Below are 583 nucleotides of genomic sequence, written 5' to 3'. Positions count from 1 at the left end.
AGGGGGATGCCTTCACCCCCCAGCATCTGCTGGTCATGGTCTACCCCGGCCGCGGTGATCAGGTCATCGACCTGAAGGGGCGGGGAAAAGGTGACGGGCGGGGACGTCACGCCGCCGCCCGGGGAACTGCGGGCAGTCGCTGGAGGCGGTAGTTCAGAGGCCGGCTGGGGACCATCCCCGCAGGGATGGTCCCCCTTCTTGGCGATGGCCTTCGACAGGCCGTCATGGTTGAACGTGCCGTCCCCGATGGCGGAGCAGACCGCGTCAACGCGCTCACCGGGAAGAGACGCCCGCTATCTGCCCTATTGGGCATATGCTGCGGCGCATGGTGCGACTTCGCCGACTGCTGACCGCAGACCGCTCACCGGTCGACCCGCCTGCGGATTTCCTGGCCGGCCGGTGGGAGCCCCGCACTGCCCGGATAGCGCACACCACTGTGCTGGACGGCCACAACGGCGACACCGTGATCCGTACCCGGGGCGTCGCGAACATCGCCGATGACCTCGAGATCGGCGTGATGACGACGGGAGACGGGCCGGTGCGCATGCTGCGGATCGGTTCTGAGATCTACCACCGGCTTTCG

The 583-nt window shown here is 67.9% G+C and carries 1 protein-coding gene; it reads left to right on the top strand.

Going from position 1 to position 583, the window contains the following annotated elements; all coding sequences use genetic code 11:
- Nucleotides 1-313 precede the first annotated feature (313 nt).
- Nucleotides 314-583: hypothetical protein (locus ACWJ6R_RS37760; protein WP_449066771.1), on the top strand; the 270-nt coding region annotated here is incomplete at its 3' end.

Source organism: Planomonospora algeriensis, from assembly GCF_977012225.1.
Note: the sequence above shows the minus strand (reverse complement) of the source record. Positions and strands in the feature narration are given on the sequence as shown.